The 12,473-nt window shown below is 69.2% G+C and carries 13 protein-coding genes and 1 pseudogene; 11 read left to right on the top strand and 3 right to left on the bottom strand.

Annotated elements, in window-relative coordinates; translation table 11 throughout:
• The first annotated feature begins 291 nt into the window (after window positions 1-291).
• Entirely contained in the window at window positions 292-801 is a 510-nt protein-coding gene (locus tag OG904_RS12155; RefSeq protein ID WP_405490180.1) for an ATP-binding protein, read from the top strand.
• A 213-nt stretch (window positions 802-1,014) separates the two neighbouring features.
• Here the strand turns inward: OG904_RS12155 and OG904_RS12150 are convergent, their stop codons facing one another.
• Entirely contained in the window at window positions 1,015-1,596 is a 582-nt protein-coding gene (locus tag OG904_RS12150; protein ID WP_405490178.1) for an HD family hydrolase, read from the bottom strand.
• Window positions 1,597-1,614: 18 nt separating this feature from the next.
• Window positions 1,615-2,694, bottom strand: a complete 1,080-nt coding sequence (locus OG904_RS12145) for a helix-turn-helix domain-containing protein (protein ID WP_405490176.1) — start codon at window positions 2,692-2,694, stop codon at window positions 1,615-1,617.
• A 203-nt stretch (window positions 2,695-2,897) separates the two neighbouring features.
• On the opposite strand from OG904_RS12145, the gene OG904_RS12140 reads away from it, so the two are divergent.
• The 7 genes and pseudogenes from OG904_RS12140 to OG904_RS12110 all read left to right on the top strand — a co-directional run bounded on the left by OG904_RS12140 (window position 2,898) and on the right by OG904_RS12110 (window position 7,943).
• The gene (locus tag OG904_RS12140) at window positions 2,898-3,053 is read left to right on the top strand and encodes a hypothetical protein (protein ID WP_405490174.1); all 156 of its coding nucleotides are present in this window, start codon (window positions 2,898-2,900) and stop codon (window positions 3,051-3,053) included.
• Between the two features lie 374 nt (window positions 3,054-3,427).
• Window positions 3,428-4,664: pseudogene (locus OG904_RS12135) on the top strand (IS3 family transposase).
• The gene (locus OG904_RS12130) at window positions 4,661-5,587 is read left to right on the top strand and encodes a radical SAM protein (protein WP_405490172.1); all 927 of its coding nucleotides are present in this window, start codon (window positions 4,661-4,663) and stop codon (window positions 5,585-5,587) included. Before OG904_RS12135 ends, OG904_RS12130 begins: the two are co-directional and overlap by 4 nt.
• Window positions 5,584-6,231 (top strand): dTMP kinase, encoded by a 648-nt coding sequence (locus tag OG904_RS12125; RefSeq protein WP_405490170.1) that lies wholly within the window; start codon window positions 5,584-5,586, stop codon window positions 6,229-6,231. The genes OG904_RS12130 and OG904_RS12125 overlap by 4 nt, the downstream gene beginning before the upstream one ends.
• Window positions 6,224-6,703 carry a hypothetical protein gene (locus tag OG904_RS12120; RefSeq protein WP_405490168.1) on the top strand — a complete coding sequence of 160 codons (480 nt, stop codon included), beginning with the start codon at window positions 6,224-6,226 and terminating at the stop codon, window positions 6,701-6,703. Before OG904_RS12125 ends, OG904_RS12120 begins: the two co-directional genes overlap by 8 nt.
• Window positions 6,700-7,491: an STM4013/SEN3800 family hydrolase gene (locus OG904_RS12115; RefSeq protein ID WP_405490166.1), complete on the top strand. Its 792-nt coding sequence runs from the start codon at window positions 6,700-6,702 to the stop codon at window positions 7,489-7,491. Before OG904_RS12120 ends, OG904_RS12115 begins: the two co-directional genes overlap by 4 nt.
• 20 nt (window positions 7,492-7,511) lie before the next feature.
• Window positions 7,512-7,943, top strand: a complete 432-nt coding sequence (locus OG904_RS12110; protein WP_405490164.1) for an NUDIX hydrolase — start codon at window positions 7,512-7,514, stop codon at window positions 7,941-7,943.
• Window positions 7,944-8,118: 175 nt separating this feature from the next.
• On the opposite strand, the gene OG904_RS12105 is transcribed toward OG904_RS12110, so the two are convergent.
• Window positions 8,119-9,045 (bottom strand): cyclase family protein, encoded by a 927-nt coding sequence (locus OG904_RS12105; protein ID WP_405497952.1) that lies wholly within the window; start codon window positions 9,043-9,045, stop codon window positions 8,119-8,121.
• A gap of 132 nt (window positions 9,046-9,177) precedes the next feature.
• Here OG904_RS12105 and OG904_RS12100 point away from each other — a divergent pair, with 132 nt between their 5' ends.
• The 3 genes from OG904_RS12100 to OG904_RS12090 are packed head-to-tail and all read left to right on the top strand — an operon-like array spanning window position 9,178 to window position 12,383.
• The gene (locus OG904_RS12100) at window positions 9,178-10,098 is read left to right on the top strand and encodes an SDR family oxidoreductase (RefSeq protein WP_214947770.1); all 921 of its coding nucleotides are present in this window, start codon (window positions 9,178-9,180) and stop codon (window positions 10,096-10,098) included.
• Between the two features lie 9 nt (window positions 10,099-10,107).
• Window positions 10,108-11,319, top strand: coding sequence for an acyl-CoA dehydrogenase family protein (locus tag OG904_RS12095; protein ID WP_405490162.1), 1,212 nt, complete (start codon window positions 10,108-10,110; stop codon window positions 11,317-11,319).
• Complete coding sequence (locus OG904_RS12090) at window positions 11,316-12,383, top strand: Zn-dependent alcohol dehydrogenase (RefSeq protein ID WP_405490160.1); 1,068 nt, start codon at window positions 11,316-11,318, stop codon at window positions 12,381-12,383. Before OG904_RS12095 ends, OG904_RS12090 begins: the two co-directional genes overlap by 4 nt.
• Window positions 12,384-12,473: the final 90 nt, after the last annotated feature.

Genomic DNA, 12,473 nt, shown 5'->3' with positions numbered 1-12,473 from the left:
GGCGCAGGACGCATGTCCGATTACAGAGAGTTGATATCGGTTTGTGTCCTTCGCCCGACTCATTGCGGGCCGGAGGCGGGGGGCCGCTCCGGTACGCTCCCGGGAATGCGAGCGGTTGAGCGGCGCGAGCGTCGCACAGTATGCACCACGCTTACTCCTTCACGCTGGAATATGCCCGAAGCGCTTGTTGTGGTGACTGTATGTCAACCATGCTGCTCCGCAACGGGGTCACACTCGGTGACCCCGTCCTGTCGCGAGGCGAAGTGTCCGCCGGTTCGGATGGTGTGAGCGGTGCAGGTGCTTCAGGTGCAGCTGGAGGTAGGACCGGACCCCGCCGAGGTCGGCCGGGCCCGCCGATGGGCCCGCTCCCGGCTGGCGGGCTGCGGCATAGGGGACGACGAGCCGCTCGCCGATACGCTGATCCTGCTGATCTCCGAGCTGGTCACCAACGCCGTCGTGCACACCGGCTGTCCGGCCGTGCTGCGCATGCTGTTCGGGGAGCCGGGGGTACGGGTGGAGGTCGCCGACGCGAGCGACCGGGCACCCTCCCCGCGCCAGGCCGCCGGGGACGATACGGGCGGCCGCGGGCTGGAGCTGGTCGACGGGCTGGCGGACCGCTGGGGCTGGCAGCGCGAGGGCGCCGGGAAACGGATCTGGTGCGAGATCGACCGGGCGGAGAAGGCGGCGGAGGACTGCGCCTCGGACTGCGGGGCGGAGGGTGCCCCGGGCGGCACCCCGGGCGCCACCTTGGCCGGGCCGGAAACCCGGGCCGCGATCCGGGAACCGCGCGTGTACCTCTAACGAGGTGTTGACGGTTCGTCAACTGTTGATCACTCTTGTGTTGAACGATTCGTCGCGAGGGGACGCCAAGGGTCTGTCCTGCCTTGACGAGTGCGGGTCGTGGGGTGGCGGCCGCCGTGCCGCGCTCGGGGCGCGCATGCGCGCAGCCGCCACCCGCAAGGCAGGGCCTGTCCGCCCATCCGTACGAGCGGACTGAGCCGCCCCAGCGCCCGGCTACTGCCCCAGGAAGGTCTTTCGCCATTCCAGCGGCGACATGGCCAGCGCGGCCTCCGCCAGGGCCTGCGCCGACGCCGTCTTGAGGCTGTTCAAGGAGGTGTCGATCCAGTCCTGTACGAGGGTGTAGCCCTGGGCCCGGTACTCCACCGCCTGCACCAGGCACTCCAGCTTGTCCGCGTCCTTCGCCACGATCGCCTCGGGGGTGTCACCGCTCTCGTACTCACCCACCACCCGCTGCACCCCGTCCTTGACCGCCGGGTGTGCCGCGGAGACCTGGTCGGCCGTGACGGTCTCGTTCGTGGCCGCGTCGATGTAACGTCGGCCGATATGCGGGATGTCCCCGATCCGAGTCTCCTGCGTGTCGTGGAACAGACACATCAAGGCGACCTTGGCGGGGTCCACTCCTTCCATCATGGCCAGCACGGCACCGACGATTCCCACGCGGAACGAGTGCTCGGCGATGCTCTCGGGGTTGTTGTTCCCGGTGAACCACCATCCGGTTCGCTTCGCGTTCTTGAGCACGCCCATCTCGAAGAGGAACCCAGCCGTTCCCTGCGCGTTCGCCGTCTCGTCTGCCATGGGGTGACCTCCGGTCCGTCAGGTTCGATCACGAAGAACGTAATGCACGTTGGTGAGTTCACGGCGGGCCCTTTCAGAGATCCCGCCGCCGTCCAGCAGGTGCTCGGTACGCTCCGCCAGGTCTGGGATGAGCAGGCCCGACGCCTGTGGCAGCCACGGGTGGGCTGTCAGCAGGGCCCACAACGTGTGTGCGTACAGGTCGACGTACCCCGGTGCGCGGTGCAGGCCGTTGGTCAGCCCACGCAGCAGCGTGACGGGGTCCCAGCCGGTCAGCTGCCGGTCCCGCATGAACCGGTCATCGGACTGCGGCAGTCGGGTCCCGCCCAGCCAATACGCCCAGTAGTTCAGGTTCGCCGTCTCGCCTACGTCATCGTCAACGATCGCTCGCTCGATGAAATCCAGTAGTGGTACGGGGTCGCCGAGCCGTGCGAGGGCAGTGGCTGTTGAACGTGCCTCAGCCCATTGCGGCGTCCACCCCCGTCGAGCGAGCAGATCACGCCGGGCATGCAGGGCCTGCGCGGTCCACGCGACGGCCTCCGGGATCTTGTCGTACGAGGTCAAATGCAACGCCTGCCGGTGCAGGAGTGCACCCTGAGGATCGTTGCGGGGTGCCGCTTCCGCTGTGGCTCGCAGCTGTTCGAAGAACATCGTGCGGTCCTGTGCGGGCAGGAGCGGAGAGGCAGCTGTTGGACCCCTCCTGCGCGGGGAGGGGGATGGGGCAAGGGACGGTGGCCGGGCCCCCGTAAGCGCCCAGGCAAGCATGTGGGCGGTGTCACGGGTATGCACCCACTCCGCCAGCGGGTGCGGCCCCTCCGTGCCGGTGAGGGTGGCGCCGATGATCCGGTCCGCATCCATGGCGGCATCTAGCTGGGCGACGATCGCCGCCTCTGCGCCGAGGCCGGCCAGTCGCCGACGTAGACCGACCAGATCCATCGCCTTCATGTTCGCGACCGGACGCCGGCCCGACTCCCACCCCTGGACCGTGGCCAGGTCCACTCCGAGAGCCTCAGCCATCGCCACCTGCGTCAGAAGAGCCGACTCCCGTGCCGTACGCAGCACAAAACCCGCGATCGTTCCGGTGGTTGGTCTCCCAGGCATTGATTGCTCCCCGGCGCGGACTCTGATGTAACCCGTACCCACAGTCAGTCCTACCGCACTCAGAGCAACCGTAGGTTCGATGCGCGGAAGCAATCAGGCCTCGTACCGGGTGCCGAAGTTGACGCCGTTGCCCCGTAGTTGGCCGCAGTCATCCATCCGATTCTCCTGCGGCCGACTGCTCCCTCATGCCTGAGGAGTGCGCCATGACAGACCTGCCTCACTGCTGTCCGATGGGCTGTCCGCTCCAGGACCGGCCCACGTACGGCAGCTTGAGCCCTCGCCTGCGGGAAGTCGCCGAAGAGGGGTGGGAGAGGTTTCTGGAGGGGCTGGCCGACAGCGAGCAGCAGCCCGGCCGGTGAATCCGTTGCGCGGATGGCGCGGGCAGCTAGCCGTCCTGGCTTACGTCGGACTGGTCAGTGCCCTGGTCGTCGTGCTGGCCCTCGCCGGCCCACCCAGCTGATCCCCACAGGTTCCCCGCCAACTGCGGTCTTGCTGCATTCGAACCGAACGAGAGGCGACCGACATGCTTTCAACCATCCCGCCTGCCGCCCGCACCGACTGGACCGCGCTGCGCAATTTTGCGGCGCTACGGGGACAGTTCCGTGTCTCCCTCACGCCGAAATGCAATGTGGCCTGCTGGTTTTGTCACAACGAGGCGGAGGGGCCTCCCCCTGAGTGGTGGACACGCTGATACTGGATCTTGATTGATCCGGAGGAAGCGAGAAGACCACCGATGGCTCTGAAGGACTATTCGGACGAGTTCAAGGCAGATGCAGTGGCCCTGTACGAGTCCACGCCCGGTGCGACGTACAAGGGCATTGCCGCTGACCTGGGCGTCAACCGGGCGACCCTGCGGGAGTGGGTACTGCGGGACCGCGAACGCCGTGTCGGCACCGCCGCTGCTGTGATGCAGGCCGCCGGCCACGGGGCGGCGGTGTCGCCCAGTGATCCGGACGAGCGGGTCCGGCGGCTGGAGGCCAGGGTGGCCGAGCTCGAGGCCAGTGAGCGCAAGCTCGCCACCGAGCGGGACATACTCCGCAAGGCGGCCAAGTATTTCGCCGGAGAGACGAACTGGTGACCAGCCGCTTCCAGTTCGTTGACGACCACCGGGCCACCTATGAGGTGAAGCGGCTCTGCCAGGTCCTGGACGTCAACCGGTCCAGCTACTACAAATGGCTCGCCGGCGCCCAGGCCCGGGCCGCCCGGCACCGCGATGACCAGGTCCTGGCCGGGGAGATCCGCAAGGTCCACAGCGAGTCCGGTGGCGCTTACGGCTCACCACGCGTGACCGCCGAGCTCCGCGAGAAGGGGCATGTGGTCAACGAGAAGCGGGTCGCCCGGGTCATGAGGACGCACTCCGTCACCGGCATCCGGCTGCGCAGACGCGTCCGCACCACCGTCCCCGACCCGTCGACCACACCGGTCGCAGACCTGTTCCAGCGAGACTTCACCGCCCCTGAGCCCGGGCGGAAATACATGGGCGACATCACCTATCTCCCGCTCGCGGGAGGAAGTTCCTCTACCTCGCGACCGTGCTGGACTGCTTCAGCCGCAAGGTCGTGGGCTGGTCCATCGCCGACCACATGCGCACCGGCCTGGTCGCCGACGCACTGCGGATGGCCGGCTCGACCCGCGGCAGCCTGGACGGCGCCGTGTTCCACTCGGACCACGGCGCCCAGTACGGTTCCCGGGCCTACGCCAGCCTCTGCGACCAGCTCGGGGTGACCCGTTCCATGGGCGCGGTCGGCACCAGCGCCGACAACGCGGCCTGCGAAAGCTTCCACGCCTCCCTGAAACGCGAGACCCTCCAAGGAGACCCCGACTACGGCGATGCCGACACCTGCCGCCGAACCGTCTTCGCCTGGCTGACCCGCTACAACACCCGCCGCAGGCACTCCGCCAACGGCCACCTCAGTCCCGACGAATACGAACGCCGACACCACGCCGCTAGACTCACCCTCGCCGCGTGATCAATAACCGCGTGCCCACCTTCTTGGGGGAAGGCCCGGACATCCCTCCACCCCTCACCCGTCGCGACCGAACCCAGCAGCCGCGTATCCGCCACTACGGGGGCGCCGACTTCCTGACCGTCATCAACGCGGTGATGGAAGCCGGGTTGAAGCGAGTGTTCTTCACCGGTGGTGAGCCACTGACCTCGCCTGTAGCCCGCGACGTCCTGACGGGACTGCGGCCGAGCGGCGCCAACGGCTCGTACACACTGATCACCAATGGCACCCGGGTCCGCACCCATCAGGCGTGGCTCTCGGAGGCACCACTCGACACCGTGAAGGTGTCGCTGCACTACTTCTCCGATGAATCGTTCAAAGCCATCGCAGGCACCCGCATGGGCATCGATTGTGTCCTGGACGGCATCGAGGCGGCCCGCGAGATTTTCAACAACGTTGAGCTGAACTGCCTCCTCCAGAAGGAGAATGCGCACGAAATCCGCGACATCCTCACTTTCGCCCTCGACCGGCGCATGCCCGTCCAGTTCATCGAATTGGTGGGCACCGACTTCAACCTGGACCGCGCCGCGTCGGCCGTCCCCGCCGAGGACGTCATCCGCCACCTGCGAACCCTGACCAGTGACGAACGCATTGAGGTCACCGGAGTCGGGCAGGGCCGCCGCATCTTCCGCGTGGACGGTGTGGAGATCGAGGTCATTCACCGCGACCTCGGCCGCCACCACGTCGGCCAGTGCGGCACCTGCCCTGTTCGTCCGAGGTGCGTCGAAGGACTCTGGGCCCTGCGTGCCGACCACGCCGGCGGCCTTCAGCCCTGCCTCCTGCGTGACGACCTCCGCCTGGACATCAAGCAGTTCCTGGACGATCCGGCCCGCCTTGCCGACGCCGTTGCCGGACACATCGCGGGCTTCACTGAAGGAATCTTGTGAACCGCACCGAGCTCATGGTCTCCGCCTTCCAATCGATCCCGTACGACGAGCACCACGACAACCCGTTCGTCGTCCTCGAAGGCGTATCCGGAATTGGTAAGTCCACCTTGGCCGTACTCCTCGCCCATCGCATCGACGGCACCAGCCTGCACACTCTCGCCCCGCCTCACTCCGGCTGGTCGGACGAAGTCCACCGCATGGGCCCGCTGGCCAACCTGGCGTTCTACCTCTCCGGACTCCTGCACGTCTCCGACGGCGTTCGCGGTGCCCTGGCCTTCGGTCCCGTCATCGCCGACCGTTACGCGTCCTCGGTGACCGCCTGTCAGGCCGCTATTCACGGCGTCAGCACTGCTGACGTGGACCGCCTCGTTGCTCCCTTTCTTTCCTACCTCGTGGCTCCCACCCACACCTTCTACCTGCGGTGTTCACAAGCAGCCTTGCGCGAGCGGCTGGCCGCCAAGGAGGACACGAAGCAGGACGACACCGACCTGCTCGGCGTCCCGGGCCGCCTCGAACAGCTCATGACGAACTTCGAGACCGTCGCCGCGAACGATCCCACCGCGATCGTGCTGAACACCGACGGCTTCACTCCCGACGACCTTGCCGATGCCATCACCGCCTACCTGGAGAACCTGCGTGCTTGATCCCATCGACACCGACGCGGTCATTCGTGACGGCGGCGCCACTGGACGCTTCCCCCATGAGATCCACACCGGCGTTGCCTGGTGGATGGCTGCCTGTTACGTCGTCACCGCCCGCGTGGACCGGCTTGTGGTCGCTTGTGACGGGCAGCCGGCCACCGTCGAGTTCTTCGACCGCATGTGCCTGGGTGCCATCAACGCGCAGCACTACGCCTGTCTGGTTGTCGACCGGGGCGTGGCCTGTCAGGACGACCTGCTGGTCGTGATGAAGGAGCTGGGCCGCGTCCCCGGGATGTACGCCGCCACCAGCAACGGCACGGCTACGCTCACCCTCTACGACTGCGACGGAGAGCCTCTGACCGAACGCTCCGGCCTCCATCTCATCCGGCGGATGATCGCTGAGGATCGCGTCCCGATCCCCGTCAATGCCGGATCCAAGGGACGCATTCAGCGCTACCAGGAGGTGGACCGGTGATCAACGCCGCCGACATCATCGGTTCGGGCACCAGCATCCTCTTCGTCACTCTCGACTCCCTCCGGTACGACGTCGCCCGCGCCACAACTCACGCCGGGCGGACACCGCACCTAGCCAAGCTTCTCCCTGGTGGCCAGTGGGAGGAACGCCGTACCCCGGGAACCTTCACACTCCCCGCGCACGTGGCGTTCTTCTCCGGCTTCCTGCCCAAGCTCCCGCAGCCCGAGCAGCCCCCGCGTCTGTGGGAATGCCGTCCGCCGGCCTTCAAAGATGTCGACCCCGACACCTTTGTGTTCGACGCACCGAACCTCCTCGTCGGGCTCGTCCAGCACGGATACCGCACCGTGTGTGTAGGCGGCGTCACCTACTTCTCCCGCGAGATCCCGCTGGGTTCCGTCCTCCCAGACCTGTTCGAGGAGGACCACTGGCGTCCGGAATTTTGCTCCGCCGAACCCGACTCCACCCGCCACCAGGTCGACGAAGCCCTCGGCCTCGCCCAGAAGTACGAGGAACGGTCGCTATTCCTGTTCGTCAACGTCTCCGCCACCCACGTCCCCCACGGCCACTACCTCGGCGACAGCGTCAACAGCTGGGCATCCCAGAGCGCAGCCCTCGCTTACACCGACGAACACCTCGGCCGCCTGGTCGCCGGCCTCACCCGCACGAAACGCTGGCTCGTCATCCTCTGCGCCGATCATGGTGACGCCTTCGGCGAAGACGGCTATCACGGGCGGGGCATTGCCCACCCGACGGTGATGAACGTGCCGTTCGCAGCCGTGCACCTCTAGCGGCTCACTAGGCTCGAACGATGAACGCACACCCCGAGGAGACGCGCTCCGCCGCTGTCGTGGTCGCCCGTGACGAGGCCGGGCAGGTGGCGCTGCTGTCGTCCCGTTTCCCCCGCCACGGCGGCGAGTTCCTGTTCCTGCCCGGCGGACGGATGGAGCCCGGCGAGGACCCCGAGATGTGCGCCCGCCGTGAGCTGCGCGAGGAGGCGGGGGTCAGTGCCGCCTCGTGGCGGCCGCTCGCTGCGTACGCCATCACGCTCGGCGCCACCGCCCGCGTTCATCTGTACCTCGCCGAAGGGCTGACCCTCGGACCGCCGGAGTTGGAGCCCTCCGAAGCCGGCTTCGCGCTCGCGTGGTGGCCGATGGCGGAGGCCATCGATGCGGCCGCCGGAGGACGGTTCCTCCTTCAAGGGGGCCCGCTCGCGCTCCTCCTCGCCGACCGGACCTCGTAGGACCGGGCCGTCGGAGCGGGCAGTGCCCCGTATGCCCGCGCCCAATGCCCGGACCCGTGCCCGCGCCCGCACCCCCGTCCCCGCTCTCGCCCACGCCCCCGCCCCCGGTCGTATGGAGTGGGGGCGTGCGCCCGCAGTCCGGGTGTAGGGGCAGGTCAGAGGGGGTGAGGGGTGGTCAGAGGATGGCTATCGGGGCCACCGGGGTGCCGACCGCGCCGACGAAGGGTTCCGGCATGGCGGAGAGGAGGAAGGTGTAGCGGCCGGCTTCCGCACAGGCTGTGGACAACTTTTCGAGGTTCCAGTTCTGGCCCTGGTGCATGCCCATCTCGACCAGGTCCAGCGCGTGCACCGGCAGCCACAGGTTTTCGATCTCCGGCGGGAAGATCTCGAAGGTCAGGGTGTCGTTCGCGACGGCCGCCACGTCCCGCGCGTGGAACCACTCGGGCGTACGGACGGACAGGCCGGGCGAGGGGTAGCCGTAGCCGTGCTTGTCGCCCGCGAGGTAGACCTGCACCTGCCCGGTGCGGACCAGCACGATGTCGCCCGCGCGGACGGTGACGCCGCCGAACTCCTCCGCCTGCGCCAGGTCCTCCGGGGTCACCGCGTGGCCGCCGGGGAGCCGGTCCAGGCCCTTCGCGCGGGCCACGTCCAGCAGGACGCCGCGCGAGACGATGTGCCCGGCCTTGTCGATCCCGCTGAACTCCGCGCGCCCGTGTGCCGTGATGGTGCCGGCCGGGCGGCCGTTGTAGATCTTCCCCGAGTGCGAGACGTGGGTGAGCGCGTCCCAGTGGGTGCCGGCCTGGAGTCCGAAGGTCACCGCGTCGTCGCTGCAGGCCACCGTGCCCGGGCCGAAGAGCTCCTGGTTGATCTGCACCATCGTGTGCAGCGGGTTGATCCGGCCGGGGATCATGCCGGACTGCACCCCGTCCTCCTTGAGCGGGAGGGCGAGCGGTATCCGGCGCCCCGTGCGGATCTCGGCGGCCGCCGCACGGACCACCTCGTCGGTGATGAGGTTGAGGGTGCCGATCTCGTCGTCGGCGCCCCAGCGGCCCCAGTTGTTGACGCGCTTGGCGATGTCGTGGAACTCGGCGGGCATGCCCATGGATCTCATCAGCTCCTCGTGACGAAACGAACTGCGGAAATGAACTGCGGTGACGAACTGGGGCTTGTGCTTGCACATCTGACTGCCCATAGAATCTAACGGTCCGTCAGAAAACGCGGGAAGGGGCCGGACGTGGGGAACTTCTTGGCAGGCAAAGTCGTCGCCGTCACAGGCGCCGGCCGGGGCATCGGGCGGGCCGTGGCACTCGCCGCGGCCGCCGAGGGCGCCAAGGTCGTCGTCAACGACTACGGGGTCGGCATCGAGGGCGGGGAACCGACCAGCGAGATCGCCGAATCGGTGGTGAAGGAGATCATCGCGGCAGGCGGCGAAGCCGTCGCCGTCGCCGACGACATCTCGACCATGGCGGGCGGTCAGCGCATCGTCGACACCGCGCTCGCCCAGTACGGACGCATCGACGGAGTCGTGTGCGTCGCCGGCATCCTGCGCGAGCGGATGCTGTTCAACATGTCCGAGGAGGAGTGGGACCCGGTGGTCGCCACCCACCTCAAGGGCACCTTCACGGTCTTCCGGGCCGCCTCGGCCGTCATGCGCCGCCAGGGCACCGGCACGCTGATCGGCTTCACCAGCGGGAACCACCAGGGCTCGGTCGCACAGGCCAACTACAGCGCGGCCAAGGGCGGGATCATCTCGCTCGTCCGGTCGGCCGCACTGGGACTGGCCAAGTACGGGGTGACCTCCAACGCCGTCGCGCCCGTCGCGCGGACCCGGATGTCGGCCAACGTGCCCATGGAGCTCAAGGAGATCGGCGAGCCCGAGGACGTCGCGGCGCTCGTCACCTACCTGCTCTCCGACAAGGCCGTCGCCGTCGGCGGCGAGAAGATCACCGGCCAGGTCTACACGATCGCCGGCCCGAAGATCGCCGTCTGGGCCCAGCCGCGCGAACTGCGCGCCGGGTACGCCGAGGGCTCCTGGACCCCGGAGAAGATCGCCGACTTCCTGCCCGGGACGGTCGGCACCGACCCGATGCCGATGCTCGCGCAGCTCGAGGCGATGGCCAAGGCGGCGGCCGCCAAGGACCGCCCCAACCAGTAGGGGGCGTCCATGGACTTCAGCTTCGGCGCCGAGGACGAAGCACTGCGCGGCCGCGCCCGGGCGTGGCTGGCGGAGCACCTCGTGGGCCCGTACGAGGAGGCCATCGGCCTCGGCGGGCCCGGCAGCGAGCACGAGGGGGTCGGGGCCCGGCGCGCGTGGGAGCGCGAGCTGGGCCGCGGCGGCTGGATCGGGCAGGGCTGGGAGGCGGAGGGGGGACCGGGAGGCGCGTACGGGAACCGGCGGCTCTCCCTCACCGGGCAGGTGGTGTGGGCCGAGGAGTACGCCGCCGCCCGCGCCCCCGCCCGGGTCGGCCACATCGGCGAGAACCTCCTCGCGCCGACGCTGATCGCCTACGGCTCCCCCGAGCAGCGGGCCCGCTTCCTGCCCGGCATCGCCCGCGGCGAGGAGCTCTGGTGTCAGGGGTACTCCGAACCGGGCGCCGGCTCCGACCTCGCGGGGATCCGTACGACCGCCGTCAGGGACCCGGCCGACGGGCTGTACCGCGTCACCGGGCAGAAGATCTGGACCTCCCTGGCCCAGGACGCCGACTGGTGCTTCGTCTTGGCCCGCACGGAGGCGGGCTCCAGGCGGCACCGGGGGCTGTCCTTCCTCCTCGTACGGATGGACCAGCCGGGGAAGGTCGAGGTCCGGCCGATCCGGCAGATGTCGGGGACCTCAGAGTTCAACGAGGTGTTCTTCGACGGGGCCCTCGCCGCCGAGGTCGTGGGCGGCGAGGGCAACGGCTGGTCCGTGGCCATGGGCCTGCTCGCACTGGAACGCGGGGTCTCCACCCTCGTCCAGCAGATCGGCTTCGCGGCGGAACTGCAGCGTGTGGTCGCGGCGTACGTGGCCGCGGGCGCGGGCGACCCCGTCCTGCGCGAACGCCTCGTACGGCAGTGGGCCGAGCTGCGCACCATGCGGTGGAACGCGCTGCGGACGCTGGGCTCCCGGGACGGTGACCCGGGCGCGCCCAGCGTGGCCAAGCTGCTGTGGGGCGGCTGGCACCGGCGGCTCGGCGAGCTGGCGGTGGCCGTCCGGGGCGCGGTGGCCACCGCCGGGCCCGCGGACTGGGCGCCGGAGGTCCCGTACGAACTCGGACTCGACGAGGAGCAGCGGCTGTTCCTGTTCACCCGCGCCGACACGATCTACGGCGGCTCGGACGAGATCCAGCGCAACATCATCGCCGAGCGCGTGCTCGGCCTGCCTAAGGAGTCCAGGTGAGAGGCGTCGTATTCGACGGCAAGCAGGCCCGGGTGGTCGACGATCTGGAGATCCGGGACCCGGGGCCCGGGGAGGTGCTGGTCGCGGTGTCGGCGGCCGGGCTGTGCCACAGCGATCTGTCGGTGATCGACGGGACGATCCCGTTCCCGCCGCCGGTGGTGCTCGGGCACGAGGGCGCGGGAGTGGTGGAGGCGATCGGGTCGGGAGTCACGCACGTGGCACCCGGCGACCACGTCTCGCTGTCCACGCTCGCCAACTGCGGGGCGTGCGCGGACTGCGACCGGGGCCGGCCGACCATGTGCCGCAAGGCCATCGGGATGCCCGGTCAGCCGTTCTCGCGGGGCGGCAAGCCGCTCTACCAGTTCGCTTCCAACTCGGCCTTCGCCGAGCGGACCATCGTCAGGGCCGTGCAGGCGGTGAAGATCCCCAAGGACATCCCGATGCCCTCGGCCGCGCTGATCGGCTGCGGGGTGCTGACGGGGGTGGGCGCCGTCCTGAACCGGGCGAAGGTGGACCGGGGGGAGAGCGTGGTCGTCATCGGCACGGGCGGCATCGGGCTCAACGTCCTGCAGGGCGCGCGGATCGCGGGCGCCACGACCATCGTGGCGATCGACGCGAACCCGGCGAAGGAGGCGGTGGCCCGGCAGTTCGGCGCCACGCACTTCATCGACGCCTCGGCGGTGCCCGACTCCTCGGCGGCCGTCCGCGAGATCCTGGCCACGGGTGCGGACCACGCCTTCGAGTGCGTGGGCAACGTCAAGCTGATCCGGCAGGCCGTCGACCTCCTGGACCGGCACGGACAGGCGATCCTGCTCGGCGTGCCCGGCTTCAAGGAGGAGGCCTCGTTCCAGGTCTCGTCCATGTACCTGGACAAGACGATCATGGGCTGCCGGTACGGGTCCTCGCGCCCGCAGCGGGACATCGCGCTCTACGCGGAGCTCTACCGCCAGGGCAGGCTGCTGCTGGACGAACTGGTGACGGAGACCTACCCCGTCGAGGACTTCGCCAAGGCCGTGGACGACGCCCACCACGGGCGGGTGGCGCGCGGGGTGCTCACGTTCTGAACCCGCCGAGGCCGGCCCTGCTCACAGGAGCGGGGCCGGCCGAGGGGGTACGGGGACACCGGGCTCAGCGCGCAGAGGATCGCGGCGGGG

It is taken from the genome of Streptomyces sp. NBC_00096 (genome assembly GCF_045041305.1).
GTDB lineage: Bacteria > Actinomycetota > Actinomycetes > Streptomycetales > Streptomycetaceae > Streptomyces.
This window is presented reverse-complemented; position numbering and strand designations above follow the sequence as displayed.